We start from the raw sequence: 5,126 nt of genomic DNA on the forward strand, positions 1-5,126 counted from the left end.
CCCACCACCGCCACCACCACGGCCAACCCGCCACCAGCCTCGCCTGGGGCTACTGGAAACACACCACCAACCTCACCCAACACCTCACCCACACCCCCACCCACAACAACACCGCACTCACCACAGAACAGGGCCTACAACTCCTCGACGCGGCTCTTGTCAGCCCGTCCGCGTATCACCTCTGCGCTCCGCTCACGGCGTCCGCTTTCCGAGACGCGGACACGGTGCCCACGCTTCTGCGCGACCTGGCCCCCCGCCCGCTACGCCGGGCGGCGAAGGCGGCCCCTCGTGAAGCTTCAGGGCTGGCGCAGCAACTCGCCGCCCTGGCACCGGCGGAACAGCAACGTCTGTTGCTGAACCTCGTACGGAGCAATGCGGCCACCGTCCTCGGGCACGCCGAGGTGACGGGTGTGGACCCACAGCAGCCGTTCCGGGATCTTGGATTCGACTCCCTCACCGCCGTCGAACTCCGCAACCGGCTCGATGCAGCCACCGGACTGCGACTCTCCGCGACTTTGATCTTCGACTATCCGAACGCACAGCTCCTGGCCGACCACATCGGCTCGGAGCTGCTGGAATCGACGCCACGCTCGACTACGCCTGTGCTCACTGGCGCCGACACGTCCGACGATCCCGTCGTCATCGTTTCGATGTCGTGCCGGTTCCCGGGAGACGTACGCTCCGCCGCGGACCTGTGGGACCTGGTCGCCGAGCGTCGCGAGGGTCTGTCCGGATTCCCGACCAACCGTGGGTGGGACCTCGACAACCTCTTCGACCCGGACCCGGCGGCACACGGCAAGAGCTACACGAGTTACGGCACGTTCCTGCACGATGCCGATCAGTTCGACGCGGACTTCTTCCGCATGAACCCCCGTGAGGCCCTCGCCACCGACCCCCAGCAGCGGCTCCTCCTCGAAACCGCCTGGGAAGCCTTCGAACACGCCGGAATCAACCCCACCGCCCTCAACGGCAGCAACACAGCCGTGTATGCGGGAGTGATCTACGGCGACTACGGCGCCCGGCTCATGCAGAACGCCCCGGAGGGTTTCGAGGGCTACCTGGGCAATGGAAGTGCGGCAAGCGTGGCTTCGGGCCGTGTGGCGTACACGTTCGGGCTGGAGGGCCCGGCGGTGACGGTCGACACCGCCTGCTCGTCATCGCTGGTAGCCCTCCATCTTGCCGCCCAGGCGCTGCGCAACGGTGAGTGCGATATGGCTCTGGCGGGCGGAGCGACCGTCATGTCGAGTCCGGGTGCCTTCATCGAGTTCTCGCGCCAGCGTGTCCTGTCCGTGGACGGCCGGTGCAAGCCGTTCGCAGAGGGAGCCGACGGCACCGGCTGGGGCGAGGGGGTCGGACTCGTCCTCCTCGAACGCCTCTCCGACGCCCAGCGCAACGGCCACCCCATCCTCGCCGTACTCCGTGGCTCAGCCATCAATCAGGACGGTGCCTCCAACGGCCTCACCGCACCCAACGGACCCTCCCAGCAACGCGTCATCGAACAGGCCCTCGCCAACGCCCGGCTGGACGCGAGCCAGGTGGACGCCGTAGAAGCCCACGGCACCGGCACGACGCTCGGCGACCCCATCGAGGCACAGGCCCTCCTTGCCACCTACGGCCAGGCCCACACCACCGACACACCCCTCTGGCTTGGCTCCATCAAGTCCAACATCGGCCACACTCAAGCCGCCGCCGGCGTCGCAGGCGTCATCAAGATGGTGCAGGCGATACGGCACGGGGTACTGCCGCCGACCCTCCACGTCGATGAGCCCTCGCATCACGTCGACTGGAACGCGGGCAGCATTTCGCTGCTGACCGAGGCACAGCCATGGCCCGACTCCGGACAGCCCCACCGGGCCGCGGTGTCGTCGTTCGGCATCAGCGGGACCAACGCCCACGTGATCCTGGAGGCCGCACCGCAACCGCAACCCACCGAGGCGGAGCCTCAGGAAAGCTCCGGGCCAGTACCAGTACCGGTGGTCGTCTCCGCACGAACCCCGCAGGCCCTCGCCGAAACCGCCCACCAACTGGCCACCTATCTCGAAACCCACCCGGAGCTGGAAGTCGCCCCGCTGGCTGCCCGCCTGTGGACGGGCCGAGCCCATCTCGACCACCGGGCCGGGATCGTCACCGACAATGCCGACGAGCTGCGTGAGGCCCTCACGGCGTTGGCGGAAGGCAACGGTCATCCCGCCCTCGTGATGGGTCAGGGTGTGGCGGATGCGGGCAGGACCGCGTTCGTGTTCCCCGGCCAGGGCTCGCAGTGGGCCGGTATGGGACGCCGGCTGGCCGCCGAGGAGCCGCTCTTCGCCGCGCACCTGGCCGCCTGCCAGGAAGAACTGTCCCGCTGGTGCGACTGGAACCTCCTCGACACCCTCACCAGCGACGACGAAGACGCCCTGGCCAGGGTGGAAGTGGTCCAACCGGCCCTCTTCGCGGTCATGACCGGCATCGCCCGACTGCTGGAACACTACGGTGTGCGGCCGGACGCGGTCATCGGGCACTCCCAGGGTGAGATCGCCGCCGCCCACATCGCCGGGGCGCTGACCCTGCCCGACGCCATCGCAGTCGTCACCCTGCGCGCCCAGGCCCTGCGCCAGCTCGCCGGAACAGGAACCATGGCGTCCTTCCCGCTCCCCGCAGACGCACTCACGGAACTCCCCGACGGCGTCCACCTGGCCGCCGTCAACGGACCCGCCACCACCATCCTCGCCGGCGACACCACCACCCTCACAACACTCGTGGAAAGCCACCAGCAGCGCGGCATCCGGGCACGGCTGATCTCCGTCGACTACGCCTCCCACACCCCGGCCGTCGAAGCACTACGGGAAACAATCCTCACCGACCTCACCGAGCGCGCCCGCATCCAGCCCACCACACCCACCATCCCCTTCTACTCCACCCACACCGGCGGCCTCCTGCCCGAAGACCGGCCCCTGGACGCCACCTACTGGATCGACAACCTCCGCCACCCCGTCCACTTCCACGAAACAGCACTCAAGCTCCTGGACGACGGCCACCACACCGTCATCGAGACCAGCCCCCACCCCGTACTCGCCGCAGCCCTCACCGACACCCTGGCCACACATCCCGCCGACGCCCACCACCACCCCACCCTCACCCGCCACCACGACACCACCGCCCGACTCCTCACCACCCTCACCACCCTCCACACCCACCACCACACCATCGACCTCACACCTCACCTCCCCCAGCAACCCACCCACCTCGACCTCCCCACCTACCCCTTCCAGCACCAGCCCTACTGGCTCCACACCCCCACCCAGCTCACCAACGCCAGCGACCTCGGACTCAACACCACCGAACACCCCCTCCTCAGCTCGGCGACACAACTCGCCGACTCGAACAGCACCGTGCTGTCCGGCCGTATCGGCCTCAAGACCCACCCCTGGCTCGCCGACCACGCCGTCGCCGGAACCGTCCTCCTTCCCGGAACCGCCCTCGTCGACCTCGCCCTCCACGCAGGAGACCACACCAGCGGCGCAACACACCTCGAAGAACTCACCCTCCACACACCACTCATCCTGGACGACACGACCACCCGTGATCTCCAGATCACCACCACCGCCAACGCCGACTCCTGGCACATCACCATCCACTCCCGCCCCCACACGGATGAACCGGACGCCACCGACTCCGAGTGGACCTGCCACGCCACCGGCACCCTCACCACCACAGACGAACACACCCAGCCCCTCACACAGTGGCCACCGACAGACGCAACTGTCGTGGACATCGCCGACCTCTACGTCCGCCTGACAGAAGCCGGCTACGAGTACGGCCCCACCTTCCAAGGCGTCACCGCGGTCTGGTCGCAAACCGACGGCACCCTCCACGCCGAAGTCACCCTGCCCGAAGACGCAGACCCCACCGGACACACCATCCACCCGGCCCTCCTCGACGCAGCCCTCCACCCCCTCGCCACCGCCGACGGCGACACGCAGAGTGACGTACGACTGCCGTTCGCCTGGACCGGCGTCACCATCCACGCCACCGGAGCCACCCACCTCCGCGTCACCCTCACCACCACCGACAACGACATCACCGTCCGGGCCTGGGACCCCACCGGCGCACCCGTCGCCACCGTCAACACCCTCGCCACCCGCCCCATCGACCCCACCACACTCCACAAAACCCCCGACACAGGAACCCGCAACAGCCTCTTCCACCTCACCTGGAAACCCGCCGAGCCAGGCACCCAGCCCGTCGACCTCAACGAAGTCGACGTCTACATCCCGGAGGGGGAAGGGGGCGGCGATGACCCCGCGACTGCGCATGCCGCGACAGAAGCGCTCCTGACTCACCTCCAGGTATGGCTGTCCACCAACGACACCACCGACCGCCGCCTGGCCATCCTCACCCGGGGCGCAGTAGCCACCAGCCCCGCAGAGGGCATCCACCTGGCCCACGCCCCCCTGTGGGGTCTCGCCCGGTCCGCGCAGAACGAAAACCCGGGCCGTATCCACCTCATCGACACCGACGACCTGACCGACACCTCATACCTCGCCAACGCCCTGGCAACGGGCGAACCGCAACTTGCCCACCGACGGGGCGAGTTCCTCGTAGCCCGCTTGGAACGCTCCGAAGGCAACGGCGTACTCGACCTGCCGGAGCAGTCCTGGAAGCTGGGGGCCGGGTCGACGGGCACCATCGAGGCGGTCGCCTGTCGGCCCGCACCCGAATGGGACGCCCCTCTGGCTGAGGGGCAGGTGCGCGTCGACGTCCGTGCGATCGGACTGAACTTCCGCGACACCCTCATCGCCCTGGGCATGTATCCGGGTGACGCACCCCTCGGCAGCGAAGGCGCCGGCATCGTCACCGAAGTCGCCGACGACGTCACCAGCATCACCGTTGGCGACCGCATCATGGGCCTCTTCCCGACCGGTGCCGGCACCAAGTCCGTCACTGATCACCGGCTGATCACCACGATCCCCGACGACTGGTCCTTCACCACAGCCGCCGGCGTCCCCGTCGCGTTCCTCACCGCCTACTACGCCCTCTACGACCTCGCCAACCTCCAACCCGGCGAAACACTCCTCATCCACGCCGCCACCGGAGGAGTCGGCTCAGCAGCCCTCCAACTCGCCCAACACACCGGCGCCGACATC

General features: G+C 68.4%; 1 protein-coding gene. It reads left to right on the top strand.

Annotated features, from left to right (window positions below; genetic code table 11):
• Positions 1-5,126: beta-ketoacyl synthase N-terminal-like domain-containing protein (locus ACIQNG_RS39035; RefSeq protein ID WP_401492003.1), on the top strand; the 5,126-nt coding region annotated here is incomplete at both ends.

Source organism: Streptomyces sp. NPDC091377, from assembly GCF_044757045.1.
In the GTDB taxonomy this organism is placed as follows: Bacteria; Actinomycetota; Actinomycetes; order Streptomycetales; family Streptomycetaceae; genus Streptomyces.